The sequence below is a fragment of the Mesorhizobium argentiipisi (SeqCode) genome, assembly GCF_037179585.1.
GTDB lineage: Bacteria > Pseudomonadota > Alphaproteobacteria > Rhizobiales > Rhizobiaceae > Mesorhizobium > Mesorhizobium argentiipisi.
Window position 1 is genome coordinate 24451 of sequence record NZ_JAPYKO010000017.1, and the last position, 21952, is coordinate 46402.

At 63.1% G+C, this 21952-nt stretch carries 22 protein-coding genes, 1 tRNA gene and 1 pseudogene; 19 read left to right on the forward strand and 5 right to left on the reverse strand.

The genetic code is table 11. The features are described from left to right. Nucleotides 1-4: 4 nt before the first annotated feature. The 4 genes from O7A05_RS22130 to O7A05_RS22145 are packed head-to-tail and all read left to right on the forward strand — an operon-like array spanning nt 5 to nt 3111. The gene (locus O7A05_RS22130) at nt 5-733 is read left to right on the forward strand and encodes a GntR family transcriptional regulator (RefSeq protein WP_337095082.1); all 729 of its coding nucleotides are present in this window, start codon (nt 5-7) and stop codon (nt 731-733) included. A 44-nt stretch (nt 734-777) separates the two neighbouring features. After that, nucleotides 778-1560, forward strand: a complete 783-nt coding sequence (locus O7A05_RS22135; RefSeq protein ID WP_337095083.1) for an ABC transporter ATP-binding protein — start codon at nt 778-780, stop codon at nt 1558-1560. Beyond that, a complete protein-coding gene (locus O7A05_RS22140) occupies nt 1557-2348 on the forward strand; it encodes an ABC transporter permease (protein WP_337095084.1) in 792 nt (263 codons plus the stop codon). The genes O7A05_RS22135 and O7A05_RS22140 overlap by 4 nt, the downstream gene beginning before the upstream one ends. After that, on the forward strand, nt 2335-3111 hold the full coding sequence (locus O7A05_RS22145) for an ABC transporter permease (RefSeq protein ID WP_415927040.1): 777 nt from the start codon (nt 2335-2337) through the stop codon (nt 3109-3111). Before O7A05_RS22140 ends, O7A05_RS22145 begins: the two co-directional genes overlap by 14 nt. Nucleotides 3112-3431: 320 nt before the next feature. Here O7A05_RS22145 and O7A05_RS22150 read toward each other — a convergent pair whose 3' ends face one another. Together O7A05_RS22150 and O7A05_RS22155 are read right to left on the reverse strand one after the other, a co-directional pair. After that, nucleotides 3432-4949, reverse strand: a complete 1518-nt coding sequence (locus O7A05_RS22150) for an AMP-binding protein (RefSeq protein WP_337095086.1) — start codon at nt 4947-4949, stop codon at nt 3432-3434. A 26-nt stretch (nt 4950-4975) separates the two neighbouring features. After that, entirely contained in the window at nt 4976-5806 is an 831-nt protein-coding gene (locus O7A05_RS22155) for a p-hydroxycinnamoyl CoA hydratase/lyase (RefSeq protein WP_337095170.1), read from the reverse strand. A gap of 93 nt (nt 5807-5899) precedes the next feature. On the opposite strand from O7A05_RS22155, the gene O7A05_RS22160 reads away from it, so the two are divergent. Continuing rightward, nucleotides 5900-6370: a MarR family winged helix-turn-helix transcriptional regulator gene (locus O7A05_RS22160; RefSeq protein WP_337095087.1), complete on the forward strand. Its 471-nt coding sequence runs from the start codon at nt 5900-5902 to the stop codon at nt 6368-6370. A gap of 99 nt (nt 6371-6469) precedes the next feature. Beyond that, nucleotides 6470-6640: pseudogene (locus tag O7A05_RS34475) on the forward strand (IS481 family transposase); the annotation flags it as partial. 38 nt (nt 6641-6678) lie between these two features. Here the strand turns inward: O7A05_RS34475 and O7A05_RS22165 are convergent. Beyond that, nucleotides 6679-6768, reverse strand: a tRNA-Ser gene (locus O7A05_RS22165). 327 nt (nt 6769-7095) lie between these two features. Here O7A05_RS22165 and O7A05_RS22170 point away from each other — a divergent pair. The 3 genes from O7A05_RS22170 (at nt 7096) to O7A05_RS22180 (ending at nt 8875) form a co-directional block, all read left to right on the forward strand. Then, nucleotides 7096-7794, forward strand: a complete 699-nt coding sequence (locus O7A05_RS22170) for a 50S ribosomal protein L21 (protein ID WP_337095088.1) — start codon at nt 7096-7098, stop codon at nt 7792-7794. Nucleotides 7795-7892: 98 nt separating this feature from the next. Continuing rightward, a complete protein-coding gene (gene rpmA, locus O7A05_RS22175; protein WP_095767205.1) occupies nt 7893-8162 on the forward strand; it encodes a 50S ribosomal protein L27 in 270 nt (89 codons plus the stop codon). 125 nt (nt 8163-8287) lie between these two features. Continuing rightward, nucleotides 8288-8875 (forward strand): GNAT family N-acetyltransferase, encoded by a 588-nt coding sequence (locus O7A05_RS22180; RefSeq protein ID WP_337095089.1) that lies wholly within the window; start codon nt 8288-8290, stop codon nt 8873-8875. A 182-nt stretch (nt 8876-9057) separates the two neighbouring features. Here O7A05_RS22180 and O7A05_RS22185 read toward each other — a convergent pair whose 3' ends face one another. After that, nucleotides 9058-9921, reverse strand: coding sequence for an endonuclease/exonuclease/phosphatase family protein (locus O7A05_RS22185; RefSeq protein WP_337095090.1), 864 nt, complete (start codon nt 9919-9921; stop codon nt 9058-9060). A 147-nt stretch (nt 9922-10068) separates the two neighbouring features. On the opposite strand from O7A05_RS22185, the gene obgE reads away from it, so the two are divergent. The 5 genes from obgE to O7A05_RS22210 all read left to right on the forward strand — a co-directional run bounded on the left by obgE (nt 10069) and on the right by O7A05_RS22210 (nt 15646). Next, complete coding sequence (gene obgE / locus O7A05_RS22190; RefSeq protein WP_337095091.1) at nt 10069-11106, forward strand: GTPase ObgE; 1038 nt, start codon at nt 10069-10071, stop codon at nt 11104-11106. After that, nucleotides 11103-12242, forward strand: a complete 1140-nt coding sequence (gene proB / locus O7A05_RS22195) for a glutamate 5-kinase (RefSeq protein ID WP_337095092.1) — start codon at nt 11103-11105, stop codon at nt 12240-12242. Before obgE ends, proB begins: the two co-directional genes overlap by 4 nt. A 79-nt stretch (nt 12243-12321) precedes the next feature. After that, on the forward strand, nt 12322-13608 hold the full coding sequence (locus O7A05_RS22200; RefSeq protein ID WP_337095093.1) for a glutamate-5-semialdehyde dehydrogenase: 1287 nt from the start codon (nt 12322-12324) through the stop codon (nt 13606-13608). An 84-nt stretch (nt 13609-13692) separates the two neighbouring features. Further along, complete coding sequence (locus O7A05_RS22205) at nt 13693-14277, forward strand: nicotinate-nucleotide adenylyltransferase (RefSeq protein ID WP_337095171.1); 585 nt, start codon at nt 13693-13695, stop codon at nt 14275-14277. Between the two features lie 82 nt (nt 14278-14359). After that, nucleotides 14360-15646 (forward strand): MFS transporter, encoded by a 1287-nt coding sequence (locus tag O7A05_RS22210; protein ID WP_337095094.1) that lies wholly within the window; start codon nt 14360-14362, stop codon nt 15644-15646. A 20-nt stretch (nt 15647-15666) separates the two neighbouring features. Here the strand turns inward: O7A05_RS22210 and O7A05_RS22215 are convergent, their stop codons facing one another. After that, nucleotides 15667-16518 (reverse strand): mechanosensitive ion channel family protein, encoded by an 852-nt coding sequence (locus O7A05_RS22215; protein ID WP_337095095.1) that lies wholly within the window; start codon nt 16516-16518, stop codon nt 15667-15669. A 245-nt stretch (nt 16519-16763) separates the two neighbouring features. On the opposite strand from O7A05_RS22215, the gene rsfS reads away from it, so the two are divergent. The 5 genes from rsfS (at nt 16764) to O7A05_RS22240 (ending at nt 21929) form a co-directional block, all read left to right on the forward strand. Next, entirely contained in the window at nt 16764-17141 is a 378-nt protein-coding gene (gene rsfS / locus O7A05_RS22220) for a ribosome silencing factor (RefSeq protein WP_337095172.1), read from the forward strand. Between the two features lie 62 nt (nt 17142-17203). Then, nucleotides 17204-17686: a 23S rRNA (pseudouridine(1915)-N(3))-methyltransferase RlmH gene (gene rlmH / locus O7A05_RS22225; RefSeq protein WP_337095096.1), complete on the forward strand. Its 483-nt coding sequence runs from the start codon at nt 17204-17206 to the stop codon at nt 17684-17686. A 195-nt stretch (nt 17687-17881) separates the two neighbouring features. After that, nucleotides 17882-19216, forward strand: coding sequence for a murein hydrolase activator EnvC family protein (locus O7A05_RS22230; protein WP_337095097.1), 1335 nt, complete (start codon nt 17882-17884; stop codon nt 19214-19216). Between the two features lies 1 nt (nt 19217). Beyond that, nucleotides 19218-20549 carry a S41 family peptidase gene (locus tag O7A05_RS22235; RefSeq protein WP_337095098.1) on the forward strand — a complete coding sequence of 444 codons (1332 nt, stop codon included), beginning with the start codon at nt 19218-19220 and terminating at the stop codon, nt 20547-20549. Nucleotides 20550-20732: 183 nt separating this feature from the next. Next, nucleotides 20733-21929 (forward strand): divergent polysaccharide deacetylase family protein, encoded by a 1197-nt coding sequence (locus O7A05_RS22240; protein ID WP_337095099.1) that lies wholly within the window; start codon nt 20733-20735, stop codon nt 21927-21929. Nucleotides 21930-21952: the final 23 nt, after the last annotated feature.

A 21952-nucleotide genomic window follows, 5' to 3' on the forward strand; every position in this document is an offset into this window, starting at 1 on the left:
GGCAATGGAAATGACGAACAGGGCAGCAGCCATGAAATCGGACCGGACGGGATCGCCGGGACGCGCTCAGACTCTGACCGACAGGGCAGAAGCTCTTCTTCAGTCCGAAATCATCAGCGGCCGGCTGCAACCCGAAGAACGCCTCGTCCTTCCATCCTTGGAAAAGCGCCTGGGTATCGGCTTGACGCCCTTGCGCGAAGCACTTTCCCGACTTGTTGCGCATGGGCTGGTGACGGTGGAGGGTAACAAGGGTTTTCGGGTCTCCACAATCAGCATGGGCGATCTCGTGGATATTACCAAGACTCGCGTCATCGTCGAGTGCGGCGCGCTGCGGCTCTCGATGGAAAATCGCGAAGAAGAATGGGAAGAAGGCCTGGTGGGCGCTACCCATCGCCTGGTGAAGGCAGTGGGACAGCTCCAAGGACCGATCTCGGAAAACCTCGAGAAGTATGATGCTGCCCACCGCAACTTCCATCGAGCCCTCCTTGCAGGGTGCGGCGTACCGCGGCTGATGTCCTTGCAGGGTGATCTCTATGATCAGGCATATCGCTATCGCCGCCTGATGGCGGAAGGCGGTATGAATCCGCAAAGGGTCATCGAAGAGCATCGGCTCTTGAGCGATCTGGCCCTTGGTACCGATATCGAGGCAGCGTGCCAGGCACTCGCCCGCCATCTGGCGCTGACCTTGGAAGCAGTATTCCCGGATACGCCGTTGCCGGAAGACGGAAAGTAAAGGGCCGCCGTCGGCCTTTCCGACCTCGTCCGCAGGAGAACCAAATGCTAGCCCAGCTTAAGGGAACGGAGCCGCTTATCCGGCTCGAATCGGTCAGCTTGTCCTATGGAAACAAGGACATTCTGCAAAATCTGACCTTGGACATTCGCCCCGGCGAAATCCTTTCCATCGTCGGACCGTCCGGTTGCGGAAAAACCACGTCTCTTCGGGTGCTTGCGGGGCTCACGCCGCCGACATCCGGCGCTGTCCGGCTCGATGGGACCGAGGTTGTCGCGCCGCGCCGCGATGTTGCAATCGTTTTCCAGGACTATGGCAAGGCACTGCTGCCATGGCGATCGGCCTATGGAAACATCGCACTCGCGCTCGACGCGATGAAAGTGCCCAAGGCCGAGCATGATGAGAAAATTCGAGATCTTCTGGCCATGACCGGCCTTTCGAAGCATGCCGACAAGTTTCCCAGCCAGATGTCAGGCGGCATGCAGCAGCGCCTGCAGATCGCGAGAGCACTTGCCCAGGAGCCATCGGTCCTGTTGATGGACGAGCCTTTCGGGGCGCTTGACGCCATGACGCGGCAGGCTCTGCAGGACGAGGTGCTGGCATTGAGTGCGCGAACGGGCGTGACCGTCTATTTCGGGACGCATGATCTGGAGGAAGCGATCTATCTGTCGGATCGGGTCATCGGCCTCCTTCCCAATCCGGGGAGGATCGGACGTGTCTTCGACGTCCCGCTCGCGCGTCCGCGGAACCAGCTCCGGACGCGGGAAGAGCGCGCCTTCCTCGACCTTCGCCACCAGCTCTATGATTTCGTCACCGGAGCGGAACAATGACCGACAAACGCACTTATTTGCGCGGCCGCGACGTCCGGCCGTTCGTCGTTCCCGGCGGCCTCGTTCTTTGCTGGGGAATCTTTCTGTGGCTGTCTCCGAATACCAGCGAGGTGCTTGCGCCGCCGCAGGCAGTCTTCATGTCTTTGTTCGCGGGACTGGCCGATGGCACCCTCCTCAAAGCAACCGTACAGACGGTGCTGGCGTCACTCGGCGGGCTGGCGGTCGGAGCCACCATCGGACTCGCCCTCGGCATCCTGTTTGGTCTTTGGGCTTTAATCGACAAGCTGCTCGAAGTGGTGGTCGAAACCATCCGGCCAATCCCCTCCGTTGCCGTTCTTCCGCTTGCGATGCTCGTATTTGGCTTCGGTTACCGAATGGAAATCGTCATCGTCGCCTTTCCGACCATCTGGCCGGTCATGATCATGTCGCGCTCGGCCGTACGCGACCTGGAGCCGCGCCTTCTCGATGTTGCGAGGGTTTTGGGCTTGGATGTCGCGGCGACCGTCCGTCAGATCGTCTTGCCCGCTATCGCACCGCGGATCCTGCTAGCCGTTCGCATTGCGGCCGGCGTCGCGCTTATCGTCTCGATCACGACGGAAATCGCTGTCAATCCAATCGGTCTCGGCGCCGCCATCATGGAGGCGCAGCAGACCTTCCAGCCCGCTCGCATGCTGGCGATCCTGATCTGGATCGGCGTCATCGGCTATGGGTGGAACGCAATATTGCTGGCGATGCAGAAGCGCATCGTGCCTTATCAGTCCGCAGCCGCGGAGGATGCCCGTGCTTAGCTCCCGTTCGCTCACCTTTCTCGGCAGCCTTGGATTCGCGCTCGTCTGCGTCGCCACCTGGCAGGCCATCTCTACCACCAAGGTCGTATCACCGATCTATCTGCCCGCACCCGACACCACGTTCTACGCCCTCGTCGATGGCTTCACCAAAGGCGCGCTCCTTTCCGCAACGCTTTACACGATTGCCCGCATGCTGGTCGGCTGGATGCTTGCATGCGTGGCCGGAATAGCATTGGGAGCGCTGATCGGCAGCTCGGCTCCGGCGCGAGTTTATCTCTCGCTGACGCTTGAAACGCTCAGGCCGCTCCCAACCTCAGCCCTGATCCCGGTGTTCATCGCATTTTTCGGGCTCAGCGAGGGCATGGTCTTGGGGGCAATTGCCGTGGGCGCGGTCTGGCCGATCATGCTCTCGACGATGAATGGCGTCACCACGGTAGAGCCGCTTCTCAAGGATGTGGCGGCGAGCCTGCAAATGAGCCGGATGGAGTTCGTTCGCAAGATCGCGCTTCCGGGCGCCATGCCGGAAATTCTAGCGGCGGCACGCCTTTGCCTGACTGTATCCCTGGTCCTTGCTGTTGTCGGCGAAATGTTGACCGGCCGCAGCGGATTGGGCCAATGGCTCCTCATGTCTGCGCGCAATTTTGCTGGGCCGAACCTGTTTGCAGGCGTCGTCGTGCTCGGGCTGATTGGATATCTCGGCAGCCTCTCCATCGCCGCAATAGAGCGCAACATGCTGAAGGATGGAGGCGTCCATGAGACCTAGCGGTAACATCAGCCATGAATTGAAATGAATATTTGCGCGGCATCCACTTGGTGTGCGAGACGTCTCAAGCGAATCTCTTGTTGGAATGCCTTTGTGAAGCAGTGTGCTCTTGAGATCGCCGCTTAACAGGCAACACAGAAGGGCAATAGAGATGAGTTGCTTCGAATAGATCTGGGTTGTCGGGCCAAACGGCCGATCTCGACGCCCCACATTCGATATGGATGTATTGTTGAGAAATCACCGGTCGTCTGAGCTCGCGGCAAGCGCGGTTGGCATATCATTTGTGGCCTTGTAGCCGCGCCGTCCGGTCTCCCGCTTCTTTAACACGACGGGGGCGGCGGTGGCCAATCGCCTGAACGAAGGATGTGCTTCATAACCTTTCCAGAGGTCGTTCGCGGCAGCGTGTCGACGAAATGGAACTCCTTGGGAATCTTGTAACGGGCAATCAACGTGCGGCAATATTCGACAAGCTCGTCAGCATCGAGCGATTGCCCCGTCGCGACGACAATATAAGCCCGGCCAACCTCGCCCCAGCGTTCATCCGCAATGCCGATAACCGATGCTTCCCGCACGGCCGGATGACTGATCAGCGCGGCCTCGATCTCGACCGGAAACACGTTCTCTCCGCCGGAAATAAACATGTCCTTGCGCCGGTCGACGATCGATATGAAGCCATCCCCATCTCGTCTGCCGATATCGCCGGTTCGGATCCATCCATCGGCGGTGAAGGCGCGTTCGCGCTCCTCCGGACGATTCCAATAGCCCGGCGTGACATTGGGTCCGAAGACGAGGATTTCGCCAGGCGCGCCATCGGCGACGTCTTGATCCGTCTCGTCAACAAGACGAACCGCTGTCAACGGCCCGGGCACGCCGACGGATCCTGCTTTGTTGCGAACGATCTCCCAGTTAAGCGGCATGCCAAGCGTCGTGCCAGTTTCCGTCATTCCGTAGCCATCGACGATTAGCACGCCCTGATCGAGCCACCAGCGGATGCGGGTCGGCGGATTTGGAGCTCCGCCAGTGAACAAGGCCTTGAGGTTCGTCCATTGCGAGGGGTTGAAGTTTGACGCGTGCCGAAGCGCTTCGGCCATCTGTGGGACGCAAAAGTAGTGCGTCACCGCCAGTGTGGCGTCACTGAGACGGGCATTTGTCAGCTCGGGGTCGAAACTTGGGGAAACGATGACCGTGCCGCCGCGCAACAGCGGCGGCCAAATCTGCGTGACGATGCCGATCACATGGAACATGGGGCTATCGCAGAGAAACACGCAACCAGTGTCGACCTCACCCAGAATGTTGAAATTGACTGCCGTGGCAAGCAGGAATTGCGGGGTGAGCATGGCGCCTTTCGGTGTGCCCGAGGTACCTGACGTATAGAGGATGATGCAGGTTTCGTGACTGGCGATCGCTGCCGTGCGCCTGGGGCGAGGTTCGGCGGCGGCGACTAAATCGGCAAATGCAGCCATGCTGATGGCCTCGCAACCCTCAGGAAGCGCCGACGCCACCGCTTCCCCGACCAAAAGTACCGGTGTGCAGTCGCGAAGCAGCAGTCTAAGTTCCAGCGCGGCCAGCCGATAGTTCATGGGGACGAAGATCGCACCCAGTCTCATCGCCGCCTGTTGCAAGATGATTTGATAGACGCTGTTTTGCGCGAGGACTGCGATCCTCGCACCGGGCTCGACGCCCCTGGCCTCAAGAACAGTGACGGCTCGCTGAATGTCGGTGTCGAGCTCGCGGTAGGTCCAGCTCATCCCCATCGCAAGATCGATCGCCGCCGTCGACGCGGGCCGAATTCGCGCGTGCAGCCAAATCGGATCAGGCGATACAAAGTCCGGCATCATGAAATCTCCTCCCTCCCGATGAGCTTTCAGCCGGCGTTTCTGTCCTTATCGTAGGCCCCAAGGCCGGGTTTATAGGATTTCTCGTCGATGAACTGACGAATTCCTTCCCTGCGACCGTGATTGTCGAAGGAATTCGCCGCCTCCTGAGCTCGGACGAGATAGTCTTCCGCCTCGTCATAGGTCATAACGCAAACCCGGCGGATAGCGTCCTTGGTTGCCTTCAACGCAACCGGATTCTTGCCGATGAGAACCTTGGCGACTTCGGTGACGCGTTCCTTCAGGCTCGCCAAAGGAAGGCTCTCGTTGACCAGTCCCCATTCGGCCGCCGTTTTGCCGTCAATGGGTTCGCCGAGCATCGCGTGATACATCGCCTTGCGGAACGGCAGCAGTTCGACGGCAACCTTGGTCGCACCGCCGCCGGGCAGGATGCCCCAATTGATTTCCGAAAGGCCGAACTTTGCTTCATCGGCGGCGAAGGCCAAGTCGCATGCAAACAGGGGCCCATAGCCGCCGCCGAAACACCATCCATTGACCATTGCGATCGTCGGTTTCTGATACCAGCGCAGCCTGCGCCACCAGCCATAGCTTTCGCGCTGCGATTTGCGGATTCCCCTGAGGCCTTCAGCCTCGGTCTCGCGAAAATATTCTTTCAGGTCCATGCCAGCGGTCCAAGCTGCGCCCTCGCCGCCTAAGACCAGCACTCCGACATCGTCACGAAACTCAAGTTCGTCGAGCGCCGCCATCATCGCGCGGTTGAGCGTTGGGCTCATCGCATTGCGCTTGTCCGGACGGTTGAATCGCAACCAAGCAATTCGGTCTGACACGTCGTAGACGACGGTATCGATATCGTTGGGCATGGCGATATCCCATATCGCTATATTGCATAACAATTGACTGCTATATTCCATAGCAATATGAAGAAATCAAGCGGAATCATCACGAGGTGGCAAATGCCGACGAAGCGTAAGCAGGATGCCCCGCAAAATCCAACGCCGGCGCGGTCGCTCGGAGATCTCGTCGGTTACCACCTGCGGCGAGCGTCCGTGTTCGACCTCCAGGGCTCGACTGCAGCTCTGGAAGAGGCGGGCCTGCGGCCGATCTCGATGAGTGTCCTTTGCAATATCATAGAAAGGCCAGGCATCTCGGCAGCCGATATCTGCCGTGTGCTCGGCATGCAGAGAGCCAATATTGTGTCGGTCCTTGCCGACCTTGAGGAAAAGGGATTTCTGCTCCGAGACACCGACAAGAGTGACCAGAGAATCCAGCGGCTCTATCCAACTGACGGCGGGCGGGAAATCGCGACGAAATGCCTTGCCCTACTCGCCGAACATGAAGAGCATCTATTGCGGCGACTTGATGCAAGCGAGCGAGTGGAGCTCTTGCGACTCCTTTCGTTGGTTTGGCAGCCTTTGTCTACGTGAAGCCGAAGAGTGTTGAGTTCCGCATGGACCTCAACACTCTGACGGAGGAATTTCGGCAATTGGCCAATGATCGCTTGGCGATGCCGAGCAGCCGGACGACTGAACCTTGTCATCGCCGGCCAGACCGTCGGCATCAAGCAGGTCGACAACCGAATCTGGCTGGCCAGCTTCATGGAGTATGATCTGGGCTACTTCGACGACGAGACATGCAGACTGGAACCACTCGAGAACCCTTTCGGGCCAAACGTGTTACCCATGTCTCCGGTATAAACCGTAACCTATGTGTCCGGAACGGACCCCGAGCAGTATGGCGGAGAGGGAGGGATTCGAACCCCCGATACCCTTGCGAGTATGCCGCATTTCGAGTGCGGTGCATTCGACCACTCTGCCACCTCTCCGCGAGGTCATGGTCGGCCGTTGCCGGCGCGGCGCACTAGATAACGGCTGACTGCTAGAGTTACAAGGCCCTATTCGACCGATTTCCGGCTTCCGCGAAAAGCGATTGCGACGTCACGGACCGATATTTGCCGGCAGCGTCGCTCGCGGCCTCTCTAAGGACAAAGCCGCTCGCCTTGACTCCGGCGCAACCTTCGGTTAGGGACAGCCCGCATTCGGCGTGGAGGCTCTTCCGCGCCGCTTGTTTTTTGAACCCGCAGACTGACAAAAAGACGGCCGAACCGCCTGACGCGGTTCATCGAGGCCGACCGAACAGCGAAAGGCAAAAAATGTTCGCAGTCATCAAAACGGGCGGCAAGCAGTATCGCGTCGCCGCCAACGATCTCCTGAAGATCGAGAAACTCGAAGCCAAGGTCGGCGATATCGTCGAGATCGGCAATGTGCTCGCGCATGGCGAGGGCGAGAATGTCACCTTCGGCGCGCCGTTCGTCGATGGCGCCATGGTCACGGCGGAAGTCGTCGAACAGGGCAAGAACCGCACCGTCATCGCTTTCAAGAAGCGCCGCCGCCAGAATTCGCGCCGCAAGATCGGCCACCGCCAGCTTCTGACCACTGTCCGGATCGCCGAGATCCTGCTGGGCGGCGCCAAGCCGTCGAAGAAGGCCGCCGCCAAGCCGGAGGCTAAGGCCGAAGCCAAGGCGGAAGTCGCCGCCGAGGCGAAGGCCGAGACCGCTCCGAAGGAGGCCAAGGCCAAGAAGGAAGCCAAGGCTGAGGCTGCCCCGAAGGAGGCCGAGGCAAAGGCCGCGCCGCTGTTCAAGGCGCCGAAGGGCGAGCCGGATGACCTGACCGTGATCAAGGGCATCGGCCCGGTCGCGGCGAAGGACCTCGCCGAGCAGGGCATCGTGACCTTCGCGCAGCTCGCCAAGCTCTCCGACAAGGATGTCGCCAAGATCGACGAGCACATGCCCTTCAGCGCCGACCAGATCAAGGACTGGCGCGAGCAGGCCAAGGAACTGGCGAAGAAATAATCTTCCGGCGACCGTGGTCGCCGGTACGGACTTGAAACGGAACGCGAACGCGTTCATAAGACCATTCAAGCGCCTTTGGGCGCATCGGAGTTAGTCAAATGGCACACAAGAAAGCTGGCGGTTCGTCGCGCAATGGTCGCGATTCGCACTCCAAGCGTCTGGGCGTGAAGAAGTTCGGCGGCGAAGCCGTCATCGCCGGCAACATCATCATTCGTCAGCGCGGCACGCAATGGCATCCGGGCACCAATGTTGGCATGGGCACGGACCACACCCTTTTTGCGCTCGAAGCCGGCGCAGTCACCTTCAACAAGAAAGCCAACGGCCGAACCTACGTATCGGTGAACCCGATTACCAAAGCAGCGGAGTAGCCGGTTCCGCACCATAACACCGGCGCCCATCTCGGGAACCGGTGTCTGGCCAGGCCAGGAAAAGGATCAGGAGAGATGGGCTTGCCCTCTCTCCTTTTTCATTTTTCTTGCCCTGGAGGACTAAAATGGTTGCCGAAGCGGAAGACACCGAAGACGAAAGTTACGCGATCGATTGCCCGGTGCTGGCCACCGAGCGGCTGGTCATGCGCGCCCCGTGCGAGAGCGATCTCGAACAACTCGTCACGCTTGCCGACAACCGACATGTCGCCGAAATGCTGGCCCGCATGCCCCACCCTTATGGCGAAGCCGAGGGCCGCACCTTTCTTGCCATGGCGGCGTCGCGGCGCGCCGGCATCGCCTATGCCCTGACGCTCAAGGACGCCGGCACTTTCGTCGGCTGCGCCGGCCTCAACACCACCGATCGCGGCTTGGAACTGGGCTACTGGATCGGCGAACCCTATTGGAAGCGCGGCTATGCCACCGAGGCCGCGCACGCCCTGGTCGACCTCGCCTTCCAGCGGACCTCGATCCAGGTGCTGCATGCCTCGACCCGAGTGATCAATCCGGCCTCGCGCCGGGTCATCCACAAATGCGGCTTCCAGTATGCCGGCCAGGGCATGCTGAACTCGATCGTCGCCGGCCAGGTGCCGGTCGAGCGTTACCGGCTGGATCGCAAGACGTGGACCAGCCTCAGGAATTGGGTGCATTTTTGATGATTGCTTCACGGTGATGAGCAAGCGCCCTTCACCCGGATTGCCAACCGAATTGCGAAGGGCAATTCGGGGCAATCCAACCTCTCCCCTAGGGGAGACGAACGGGTAAGCGCGGGCGCCAACCCCTTCTCCCCTCGGGGAGAAGGTGGCCGCGTAGCGGCCAGATGAGGGGAGTCCAGAGTTCAGCCCAACTCGGCCCAGAGCGGCAAATGGTCGGAGCCGACGGCGTCTCGGTCGGACCACAGGCGCTGCAGCGATTTGGCGAGCGAGGCGCTGGTGAAGATGTAGTCGATGCATTTGTACCGGCTTTTGTCGTCGGGGCGGTCGGGGTCGACCCAGGTGACGAGGTCGGCGACGGCAAGGCGTTGGGCGACGTCGACGGCAAGATCGGCGGTCAGCGGCATGCCGAACTCATGGTCCGGGCGGCCGGCGAGTTCGACATATTCCGGCGAGCCCGGCAGCATGTTGAAGTCGCCCATGACGATGAAGGCTTCCGGATAGGGCAGATCCGGCAGGCCGATCTCGGGAATGCCTGACAGGCCGCCGCCTTCGAGCGCATAGTTCAACAGACGCTGGCGCAGGAAGCGGATCTGGCTCTGGCGCTCGACCGGGCTGCGGTGGTCGAGATGGGTGGAATAGAAGCGGATGAAGCCGAGCGGCGTCTCGATCAGCGCCTCGAGCGCGCCGCGCTGGAAGTTCATGGCCTCGAGGCTGCGGCTGCGCGGCAAAAGGAGATTGCGCGACAGATGAATGGGCGTCCTCGACAGCACCATGTTGCCGAGCTGGAAGGAGGTCGAGATGGCGCGGCCGTTCTCCAGCCGCGAGCCGATATTGACCTCGAAATTGCTGCCATAGGCGGCAAAATAATCGGGCAGCGCCTCGCTGATCTCGGCCACCATGTCGCGATCGCCGTTGCGCGGGTTGTTGCGGGTCACCTCTTGCAGCGCGATGACGTCAGCGCCGCGTACCGCATCGGCGATGCGGCCGACGTCGTATTTGCCGTCGAGGCCGATGCCGTATTGGATGTTGTAGGTGACGATCTTCATTCCCTCGCCCCTTCAGTCATGCCCCTGTCAGTGCTACGGCGTGCCCGCCGAAAGGGCATCCGGCGCTTTAGTCGCAATTCGGCCTCGCCCTCGGCCCTGCCTTGGTTTAGAGCAATCCCGCAAGTGCAATAGCAGAAACTTGAAACGATGAAATTCCTCGATCAAGCCAAGGTTTACATCCGTTCCGGCGACGGCGGCGCCGGTTCGGTGTCGTTCCGGCGCGAAAAATTCATCGAGTTCGGCGGACCGGACGGCGGCGATGGGGGCCGGGGCGGCGATGTCTGGGTGGAAGCGGTCGACGGGCTGAACACGCTGATCGACTATCGCTACCAGCAGCATTTCAAGGCCAAGACCGGCACGCACGGCATGGGCCGCAACATGACCGGCGCCAAGGGCGCCGACGTGACGCTGAAAGTGCCGGCCGGTACGCAGATCTTTGCCGAGGATAATGAGACGCTGATCTGCGACCTGACCGTCGTCGGCCAGCGCTTCCTGCTGGCCAAGGGCGGCAATGGCGGCTTCGGCAACCAGCACTTCAAGACCTCGACCAACCAGGCCCCGCGCCGCGCCAATCCCGGGCAGCCGGGCGAGGAGCTCAGCATCTGGCTCCGGCTCAAGCTGATCGCCGACGCCGGCCTGGTCGGCATGCCCAATGCCGGCAAGTCGACCTTCCTTGCCGCCGTCACCGCCGCCAAGCCGAAGATCGCTGACTATCCCTTCACCACGCTCTATCCCGGCCTCGGCGTCGCTCGCATCGACGGCCGCGAATTCGTGCTCGCCGACATTCCCGGCCTGATCGAGGGCGCGCATGAGGGGGTGGGCATCGGCGACCGTTTCCTCGGCCATGTCGAGCGCACCCGCGTGCTGCTTCATCTGGTCTCCGCGCAGGAGGAAAATCCCGGCAAGGCCTATAAGACGGTGCGCGCCGAGCTCGAAGCCTATGGCCATGGGCTGGCCGACAAGGTCGAGATCGTCGCGCTCAGCCAGGTCGATATCCTCGACCCGGACGCCCGCAAGAAGAAAACGGCCTCGCTGAAGCGCGCCGCCGGCCGCGCGCCGATGCTGGTCTCGGCCGTCACCGGCGAAGGCGTCGAGGCGGTGCTGCGCGCGCTGATGGCGGTGGTGGCCGAATCGCGCGACGCCGTTGCGGCTCCCGTCGAGACGCGCTGGCAGCAAGGCCCATGAGATCGCTGAAATCATACCGGCGCATCACCGTGAAGATCGGTTCGGCGCTGCTCGTAGACCGCGCGACAGGCCTGAAGCGCGACTGGCTGACCTCGCTTGCCGACGATATCGCCGTGCTTGCCGATGCCGGCGCGGAAGTGCTCGTCGTCTCCTCCGGCGCGATCGCGCTCGGTCGCACCATTCTCGGCCTGGGCAAGCGCGCGCTGAAGCTCGAGGAGAGCCAGGCGGCGGCTGCCGTCGGGCAGATCGCGCTTGCCGGCGCCTGGTCGGACGCGCTTGGCAAGGACGGGCTGAAATCGGGCCAGATCCTCTTGACGCTCGGTGACACCGAAGAACGCCGCCGCTACCTCAACGCGCGCGCGACGATCTCGACGCTGCTCAAGATGAAGGCGGTGCCGGTCATCAACGAGAACGACACGGTTGCGACCTCCGAAATCCGTTACGGCGACAATGACCGGTTGGCCGCGCGGGTGGCCACGATGATGGGCGCCGATCTGTTGGTGCTGCTTTCCGATATCGATGGGCTTTATACCGCGCCGCCGGCCAAGGATCCGCAGGCGAAATTCATCCCCGTCGTCGACCGCATCACGCCGGATATCGAAGCGATGGCGGGAGCGGCAGCTTCAGAGCTATCGCGCGGCGGCATGCGCACGAAGCTCGATGCTGGCAAGATCGCCAATGCCGCCGGCACCGCCATGATCATCACATCGGGCACCAGGCTCTCGCCGCTGATGGCGATCGAGCGCGGCGAGCGCGCGACCTTCTTCAAGCCGAGCGCCAATCCGGTGAAGGGCTACAAGACCTGGATCGCCGGGCAGCTCGAGCCGGCCGGACGGCTCACGGTGGATGCCGGCGCCGTCGGGGCTTTGAAGTCCGGAAAGTCGCTGCTGGCTGCCGGCGTCAAGCTGGTCAGCGGCAATTTCTCGCGCGGCGACACGGTGGCAATCCTGTCGCCCGAGGGCCGCGAGATCGCGCGCGGGCTGGTTGCCTATGATGCCGCCGATGCCGTAAGGATCGCGGGTCTGAAGACGGCCGAGATCGAAAACGTGCTCGGCTACGAGGCGCGTTCGGCGATGATCCATCGCGACGACCTTGTGGTAAGCCTTGCCGGCGATCAAGTATTGGCCGACGACTAGAGCAATTCCGGGAAAAGTGCGAAGCGGTTTTTCGTCCCGGATTGCGTGGGAATAGAGAGCTGGGGCGGAGGGATGATCCATGCTGAAGCTGCATGAAAAATCCGGCGAAGACACCGTGGCGCTGATGGCCGATATCGGCCGGCGCGCCCGCGCCGCCGCCCGACCGTTGGCCGTCGCTTCCACCGAAGCCAAGAATGCTGCGCTTACTGCGATGGCGGACGCTATCCTGCGCAACGAGCAGGCGATCCTCGAGGCCAATGCCATCGACATGTCGAACGGCGAGGAGGCCAGGCTGTCGGGCTCCTTCATGGATCGCCTGAAACTCACGCCGTCGCGCATCAAGGCGATGGCCGACGGCATTCGCGAGATCGCCGCGCTCAAGGATCCGGTCGGCGACGTGATTGTTGCGTGGGATCGACCGAACGGCCTCCACATCGAGCGCGTTCGCACGCCGCTCGGCGTCATCGGCGTCATCTATGAGAGCCGGCCGAATGTGACGGCGGATGCCGGCGCGCTTTGCCTGAAGGCGGGCAATCCGGTGATCCTGCGCGGCGGTTCGGACTCGCTCAATTCGTCGGCTGCGATCCATGCCTGCATGGTCGAGGGTCTGAAGGCCGCCGGTCTGCCGCAGGACGCCATCCAGCTGGTGCCGACCACCGACCGCGCCGCCGTCGGCGAGATGCTGAAAGGTCTCGGCGGCAATCTCGACGTCATCATTCCGCGCGGCGGCAAAAGCCTGGTCGGGCGCGTACAGAACGAGGCGCGTGTGCCTGTCTTTGCGCATCTGGAAGGCATCTGCCATCTCTATATCGACCGGTCGGCCGATCTCGACATGGCGGTCAAGATCGCGGTCAACGCCAAGATGCGGCGCACTGGTGTGTGCGGCGCCGCCGAAACCTTGCTGGTCGACCGCGCGGTGGCCTCCACGCATCTGGTGCCGATCCTGGAGGTGCTGCGCGCCGCCGGCTGCGAGATCCACGCCGATGCCGAGGTGATCAAGGCTTTCGCCGACGCCAGCGCGGCGACCGATGCCGACTGGGTGACGGAATATCTCGACGCCATCATCGCGGTGAAGCTGGTCGACGGCGTCGCCGGCGCGATTGAGCATATCGAGACCTTCTCCTCTCATCACACCGAGGCGATCATCGCCGAGGACGCACAAGCGGTCGAAAGATTCTTCAACGAGATCGACTCGGCGATCCTGCTGCACAACGCCTCAACGCAGTTCGCCGATGGCGGCGAGTTCGGCATGGGCGCCGAGATCGGCATCGCCACCGGCAAGATGCATGCGCGCGGGCCGGTCGGCGTCGAGCAGCTCACCTCGTTCAAATACCGCGTGCGCGGGTCGGGACAGGTGAGGCCTTGACCTTTTTCGCCCAGAAGGCCTGAGGGGAGGCCAAGGCGAATGCTTTCTCAAGCCGAGCAGCCTGTCCCGGCCCGCTACCTCCGCATGCCCCATGCCGCTAGGGGCCTGACCGTCGGACTGTTCGGCGGCTCGTTCAATCCGCCGCATGCCGGCCATGCGCTGGTTGCCGAGATCGCGCTGAGAAGGCTCGCGCTCGACCAGCTGTGGTGGATGGTGACGCCTGGCAATCCGCTGAAAAGCGCGCGGGAACTGAAGCCGCTCGCCGAGCGTATCGAACTGTCCGAAAAGATCGCCAGGAATCCGAAGATCAAGGTCACCGCCTTCGAGGTGGCGCAGCATGTGCGCTACACCGCCGACACGCTCGCTCTGGTCAAGGCGCGCAATCCGGGCGTCGATTTCGTCTGGATCATGGGCGCGGACAGTTTGCGCGACTTCCACCGCTGGCAGCGCTGGCGCGAGATCGTGCTGACCTTCCCGATCGCGGTCATCGATCGCCCGGGCGCGACGCTCTCGTTCCTGTCGTCGGTGGTCGCCAAGACATTCGACTATGCCCGCATCGACGAGGGCGACGCACCGCTGCTTGCCCGCATGCAGGCGCCGGCCTGGACCTTCATCCACGGTCCGCGTTCGTCGCTCTCCTCCACCGCGATCCGCAAGGCGGAAGGCTAAGCTTCTTCCTTCATCCACAAAGGAAAGCGCGCCATGTCGTTTTTACGGCGGCTTTTCGCCCGCCGGCAGGAGATGCTGGCGCATGCTGCAGCAGGACCAAGCCACAGCCGATTCCATCCGCGCCGCGCAATCGGCGCCGCTGATCGCCATTGCCAGTGTCATCGTGTCGATGGCGCTGATCGCGATCGGCAATGGGCTGATGTTCGCCTATATCCCGGTGCGTCTCGGTGCCGACGGGTTCGACCCGACCTGGGCCGGGCTGATCGTCACCGGGCTTTCGGCCGGCGGGCTGGCCGGCTGTATCCTGACGGGGCCGCTGGTCAGGCGCGTCGGGCACGCCCGCGCCTTCATGGTGCTGTCGGCGCTGATCGCGCTTTCCAACGCCGCGATCGGCGCCGGGCCGATCCCGCTGCTGTGGATCGCCGCGCGGGCGCTCTACGGCTTCGCCATTTGCGGGCTGTTCATCGTCGCGCAGAGCTGGCTGAACGACGCCTTGCCCAATTCGATCCGCGGCCGGGTCATGGCGGTGTTCTACGTTGCCTATATCGCGGGGCTCGGGGTGGGTTACGCGACGCTCGCCGCGGTCGACATCCACACAGCCGCGGCAGCGCTGATCGGCATAACCTTCACCGCGCTTTCCATCCTGCCGGTCGGCATGACGCGGCTCGCCCAGCCGCCGGCGCCGCAGGCCGCATCGGTGGCGCTGCGTCGCGCCTGGCGCATCTCGCCGGTCGGCGTCGCCGGCATGCTCGCCGTCGGCGGCCTCTCGATGATCGTTTCCGGCTTCGCGCCGATCCACGCCACGGCCAAGGGCTACAGCCAGGCCGATGTGGCGCTGCTGTTGTCGGCGATGCCGGTCGGCACGCTGATCCTGCAGATCCCCCTCGGCTGGATTTCCGACCGCACCGACAGGCGCTATGTGCTGGCGGGCGCGGCGGCGCTCGCGACCGTCGCCAGCGTGTTTGCCATCGTCTTCGACGGCGGCGCGCTGACGGTGCTGGTGGTGATCTATCTCCTCTGGGACGGGGCGGCGGAATCGATCTATGCGCTCTCCAGCGCGCATGCCGCCGACCGCGCCGCCAAGGACGAGCTTCTGGCGCTGTCTAGCTCGATGCTGTTTGCCTGGTCGCTTGCGGGCTTCATCGTGCCGGGTCTCGTAACGGCGCTTTCCGCCGTCTTCGGCACCGCGACCTTCATCTATGTCGGCATCGTCATCGCATCGGCTTTTTGCCTGTTCGTGCTGTGGCGCGTGATGGCGGGACGGCCGACGCCCGCGCCCACAAGCGGCACTTTCGCGCCGATGTCGGCGCAGACGCCCTTGCCGGTGGAGCTTGCCTTCGCGCCGGACGAGACGGCAACCAAGCGCTGATCTGGGAAGCGCTGGCCGGGCTACTGCTTGCGTGCTTCCGGCGCCGGCATTTCCGGCGGTGGCAGCGGGATCGAGATGCCTTCGCTGTCGAAAGCCTGCTTGGCGCGCTTGGTCATGTCGATCTGGGTCGAGAAGTAGTCGGCGGCCGATGTCCAGTAGCGCAATGTGAGCGAAACGGTCGCGTCGCCGAGGCTGGCCACGAAGGCAATCGGCGCCGGTTCGCGGCGGATGCGCTTTTCGGTGCCGGCGATGGCAAGCAGCGTCTTTTGCGCGCGGTCGATATCGTTCCAGGAGCCGATGCTCAAGCTCACGTCGGTGCGGCGCACGCCATTGCGGGTGAAATTGCGTACCGGCTGGTTCCACAGCGTCGAATTGGGCGCCAGTATGTAGACGCCTTCGACGGTGCGCAGCTTGGTGGCGAACAGGCCGATTTCCTCAACCTTGCCGGCAATCGAGCCGACCTCGACATTTTCGCCGATGCGAAATGGCCTGAGCGCCAGCAGCATGATGCCGGCGGCGATGTTCTGCAGCGTGCCCTGCAGCGCCAGTCCGATGGCCAGTCCGGCAGCGCCGATGGCGGCGATGATGGAGGCCGTCTGCACGCCGAATTGGCCGAGCACCATGATGACGACGAGGATCAGGATGGCGTAGCGCACGACCTGCGAGAAGAAATGCCGCAACGTCTCATCGAAGCCGTGGATGTGGCCGAGGCCGGCATAGATGGAGCGCTCGGCAAGCCCGGCGACGAGATAGCCGACGACCAGAAGGATGACGGCGCCGACGGCCGAGAAGGAATAGGAGACGATCAAGGTGCTGAGCTGCGCAAGGCCGGCCTGGATGGTCAGCAATGCGCTTTGCGGGTCGGTTGGCATGGCGGGGATCCCGTTGGTCGGTGCGCCGATAACCCATGCGCCCGGGATCGGTTCCGCCTTTTGCAGCGTCGCGAAAAGACCTCCTGGACCATTGCGTGGAGATCACGCTTTGGGGCGGTCGTCTTGAAACTGCAATGGAACTCTGCCTATCTAAGTGGTGTCACCTGATTTGCGTAGGTGATTTGGTTGTTCTTGTTGGGAAAGGAAACACACTGAGAACAGCACTGCGGAAGAAGGCTGACATCATGCCTTCGCCGGCCGGGATCAGCGGAAACGACGCCGCGTCCCTCGCCATCGACACAGTCCTTGCCAGTCTGGAAGACTCCAAGGCCGAAAACATCGTCTCAATCGACATCCAGGGAAAATCGAGCCTCGGCGACTATATGGTCATCGCCTCAGGTCGATCGCACCGTCATGTCTCGGCTGTCGCCGATCATCTCCTCAAGGCGCTGAAGGATGCCGGCCTCGGCAACGCGCGCGTCGAGGGGCTGGCCAGCGCCGACTGGGTCCTGATCGATTCGGGCGACATCATCGTCCATGTCTTCCGCCCCGAAGTCCGCGATTTCTACAATCTCGAAAAGATGTGGCAGGCGCCGGACCTGGAGGAAGAGACCTTGCACTGAGCCTTGATCCGCCTGCCGTGAACCGTCACGGTACGCATTAGGACAAGCTCGCCGGGGCGAGGATGAAGATTACCGTTCATGCCGTGGGCCGGATGAAAACCGGCCCCGAGAGAGAACTCGCCGACCGCTATTTCGAGCGCTTCGCCAAGAGCGGACCGGCGGTCGGGCTGGAATTTGGCGGCATCGTCGAGGTCCCCGAGAGCCGCGGACAGAGCGCCGACGAGCGCCGCCGCGAGGAAGCCCAGAAGCTGCAGGCGCAGTTGCAGTCGGGCGCTGTTCTCATCCTGCTCGACGAACGCGGCAAGTCGCTTTCGTCGGAAGACCTGGCCGCCCGCATCGGCCAGTTGCGGGACGGCGGCCGCAAGGCGCTGGTCGTCGCCATTGGCGGCGCCGACGGCCATGACAAATCCTTGCGCGAGCAGGCAGACCTGGTGCTATCCTTCGGCGCGCTGACATGGCCGCACCAGCTGGCGCGCGTCATGCTGGGCGAGCAGCTTTACCGGATTGCGACGATCCTGGCGGGTCATCCCTATCATCGTTCGTGAACGGCTCGACAGCCAAGAAGCTGGGGATTGCCGGCCCACGCCAGGATTTCTGCCTCAATCGCGCGGCAACTGGGTATTCTGTTTTACGCAATTCCGGACGGAAAACCGTTACACACTTTTCCTGGAATGCTCTGAGCGGCGCTTCCAACATGGTTGATGGTTCGTTAACGAAGCGGCGGATAGGTTAGAGGCCTGATGTCTGAAGGCTGGACTCTGATTACGCGCGCCTGGCGCAGCCGCTGCGGCTTGACCCTTGTCGCCGCCCTGGTCGCACTCGGGCCGGCTTGGGCGACCGAGTACGCGCTCGACCTCGCGCCCGATCCGGATCAAAGCCGGGCCGAATACGAGCAGGTTTCCAAGGAGATCACGCTCTCGTCGGAGCGGCTGGCCAAGCTTGCCGCCGACATCGCTTCGGTGCGGAAGGATTATGCTTCGATCACCGCAGCACTCATCCAGTCGGCGATGACGGAGCAGAAGCTCGGGCAGGACATCGAGGATATAGGCGCCAAGCTCGAAGGGCTGAAGGCAGAGCAAAATAACCTGCGCGCCTCGCTCATGGCGCGGCGCGACGTGCTGGCCGAAGTGCTGGGGGCGCTGCAGCGCATGGGACTCAATCCGCCGCCGGCGATCCTGGTCAAGCCCGAGGATGCGCTGTCGTCGGTGCGCAGCGCCATCCTGCTTGGCGCGGTAGTGCCGGAATTGCGCCAGCAGACCGACCGGCTGATGGCCGATCTCAAGGAGCAGACGCGTGTGACGGCCTCGATCGAGGCCGAGCGGGCCAGGCTCACCACCGCAGTCACCGACCAGACGGCGGAGAAGAAACGGCTCACCATGCTGCTCGAGGCCAAGAAGAAGCTGCAGGCCGACACCCAGGCCGCGATGGCGGCAGAGCAGCAGCATTCGCAGCAGCTGGCGGCGAAGGCGAGCAGCCTCAAGGACCTGATCGCCTCGCTGGAGGCCGATAAGGCGCGCAAGGCGCAGGACCAGGCCAAGGCGGGCGAGCGCAAATCGACGGACGCTGACACCACGGCCTCGACCGCCGAGCTCGCCGCCCTGCCGGTGCCGGAGGCCAACCGCCTCACGGGATCGGCGCCGTTTTCGGCATTGCAAGGCCAGATCGCGCTGCCGGTCATCGGCAAGATCAAACTGCGTTTCGGCGCCGACGACGGCAATGGCGCGGCGATGCAAGGCGACATGGTTGCGACACAATCGGGAGCCATCGTCACCGCGCCGGCGGATGGAAACGTGCTTTATGCGGGGCCGTTTCGCTCCTATGGTCAACTCTTGATCCTCAATGCAGGCGACGGGTATCATGTCGTTCTGGCGGGGATGAGCAGAATCAGCGTCGCGACCGGACAGTCGGTGCTCGCAGGAGAGCCGATCGGCGCGATGGGAGAGGCCCGGGTGGCAAGCACCTCGGCCTCGCGGAATGGAAATGCGACACCGGAACTCTATGTAGAGTTCCGCAAGGATGGAAAACCCGTCGATCCGGCCCCATGGTGGGCGGACCGATTCTCTGGAAGGACGTGAAATGATGCGGAAACTGTCGCTTCTGTTTGCCGGCGCGCTGATGGGCGCATCGGCAATGAGCCTGGTCTACGGCGCACCGGGTTCGGCGGCGAATGCTGCGGGTTCGGAAACCTACAAGCAGCTGGCGATCTTCGGCGACATCTTCGAGCGCGTGCGCGCCAATTATGTGACGCCGCCGGACGACAAGTCGCTCGTCGAGAATGCCATCAACGGCATGCTGTCCTCGCTCGACCCGCACTCCTCCTATATGAACGCCGAGCAGGCGCAGGACATGCGCGTGCAGACCAAGGGCGAGTTCGGCGGCCTCGGCATCGAGGTCACCATGGAGAACGACCTTGTCAAGGTGATCACGCCGATCGACGACACGCCGGCCGCCAAGGCGGGTGTGCTGTCGGGCGACTACATCGCCAAGATCGACGGCGAGGAGGTTCGCGGCCTGACCCTCAATGACGCGGTCGAGAAGATGCGCGGGCCGGTCAATACGCCGATCAAGCTCACCATCCTGCGCCAAGGCGCCGACAAGCCCATCGAGCTGACAGTGGTGCGCGACATCATCAAGGTCAAGGCGGTGAAGTACCGGGTCGAGAACGACATCGGCTACATGAAGATCACCTCCTTCACCGAAAAGACCTATGACGATCTCGAGAACGCCATCGAGAACATCAAAAAGGAGGTGCCGAACGACAAGCTGAAGGGCTATGTGCTTGACCTTCGCCTCAATCCGGGCGGCCTGCTCGACCAGGCGGTGAGCGTGTCGGACGCCTTCCTCAAGCGCGGCGAGATCGTCTCGACGCGCGGCCGAGATCCGAAGGACGTCACGCGCTTTGACGCCAAGCCGAAGCAGAACGACGACATCAACGGCAAGCCGCTGATCGTGCTGGTCAATGGCGGTTCGGCAAGCGCCTCGGAAATCGTCGCCGGCGCGCTGCAGGATCTGCGCCGCGCCACCGTGGTCGGCACGCAGTCCTTCGGCAAAGGCTCGGTGCAGACCATCATTCCGCTTGGCGAGAACGGCGCGCTCAGGCTGACGACGGCGCTCTATTACACGCCGTCGGGCAAGTCGATCCAGGGTAAGGGCATCACGCCCAACATCAAGGTCGATCAGCCGCTGCCGCCGGATCTCCAGGGCCGCGACCTGACCCGTGGCGAATCCGACCTCAAGGGCCACATCAAGGGCGCCGACGAGAGTTCCACCGGCTCGGGCTCGGCTGCCTATGTGCCGCCGGATCCGAAGAACGACCTGCAGCTGATCTATGCCGAGCAGCTTCTGCGCGGCGAAAAGACCGATCCGTCGTTCCCGCCGAACCCGGACAAGGCTGTGCTGAACCAGTAATGCGGTCCGGCTCTGGCCGGCTGCGCGAAGCAATGCAATGCTGCCGGGGCCGCGAGGTTCCGGCAGTTTGATTCGGGGATGCGGTTGGGGCGCCACGCGTGTGCGGTATCGCGCCAGCGATTGTGAAGCTTACGCGAGATGTCACGAAAAAGTGACCCTGGCGTGCTTCCGGGGAAACACGACTTGGCTGAGATCGGCAAGGACATCGAACGCCCGCTCGGACAGACGCTCCGGCCTCAGCGCAAGGCTTCGCGCGGCATCGGCTCCGGCTCGCTCGCCGCTGTGCTGGCCGTACTTGGCGTGATCGGTGTTTCCGGCGCTATTGCGCTGCGTGAAAGGCCGTTCCGCAAGCCGGAAGAAGCGGCCGTGTCAACGCCGAAGGTCGCGGCTGAGCCTGCTCCTGCGGCGGCAGCGGCGCCGGCGCCCACGCCGGCTCCGGTTTCGGCTGCGCCGCAGGCCAGCACGCCGATGAAGAGCGGCGGGCCGCAGATCATCCACGTCCAGACCGAGGAGGGCGACGGCCCGCCGAAGGCGGCGATCGTCATCCGCGACCCCTCGACGCTCGGCCAGAATCTCAAGGTCGCCCATATTCCGGACAGGGCGCTGATCGAGGCCAGCGACACCGGTCCGCTGCCGATCCGCTCCGCCGACGGCAGGCGGCCTTTCGACGTCTATGCGCGGCCATGGTCCGGCGCACGCGGCGCGCGCGTGGCGATCGTCATCGGCGGGCTCGCCGTCTCGCAGACCGGCACGCAAGCCGCGATCGCCAAGCTGCCAGCCGAAGTGACGCTGGCCTTCGCGCCGCAGGGCAACAGCATCGGCCGCTGGATGCAGGCGGCAAGGCAGAGCGGGCATGAGATCGTCATGCAGGTGCCGCTCGAGCCGTTCGATTATCCCAACGTCAATCCGGGCCGCAACACGCTGACGGTGTCGGTCAGCCCGGAGGAGAACCTGAAGAGCCTGCACTGGGCGCTGTCGCGCACGACAAACTACACCGGGGTCATGAACTATATGGGCGCGCGTTTCTCGGCCGACGCCTCGGCGATGGAGCCGTTCATGGCCGAGCTTGGCAAGCGGGGGCTTGCCTATATCGATGACGGCTCATCCTCGCGAAGTGTGGCGCCTGACCTGGCGTTGAAGGATGGCGTGCCGTTCGTCGCCGGCGACATGGCGATCGATGCCGTGCAGGACCGTGGTCAAATCCTGAAGAAGCTGGACAGCCTCGAAGCCACGGCGCGGGCCAAGGGCAGCGCGGTCGGCATCGGTTCGGCTTTCGACATCACCGTTGATACGGTGGCGTCCTGGATTGCCGAAGCGAAGAAGCGCGGCATCGAGATCGTGCCGATCTCGGCGGTGGCGATCGATCCGCAAAAGGGATAACGCTATCCCGCCTTGCCGCAGTC